1 other RNA gene is annotated in these 272 nt (G+C 46.3%); it reads left to right on the top strand.

The window, feature by feature from the left end:
- The first annotated feature begins 13 nt into the window (after nt 1-13).
- Nucleotides 14-272: a transfer-messenger RNA gene (gene ssrA, locus SAZ04_RS22075) on the top strand.

Here is a 272-nt window from a genome sequence, read left to right on the forward strand (position 1 = left end):
AAACTCATAGATGCATGCCGAGAGCGCATTTTCTATCGTAAATCAAATTTGCATTTTTTAGTCGCAAACGACGAATCATACGCTCTAGCTGCCTAAGGGCAGCTTGTCCGCCTCTCTGAATACTTGTGGTTAGGGAGTCCGACTGAAGCGCACGCACACAAGTCCGTATAGAGTCAAGCCTCGGGGCTTTATACCAAACTTAGAGGATCGCACCTTGTACCCTGTTCGTCGGGTCACTTGGTGTTAAAACAATAGACGATATCTAAGCATGT

The sequence above is a fragment of the Halalkalibacter lacteus genome (genome assembly GCF_036663595.1).
Lineage (GTDB): Bacteria > Bacillota > Bacilli > Bacillales > Bacillaceae_D > Halalkalibacter > Halalkalibacter lacteus.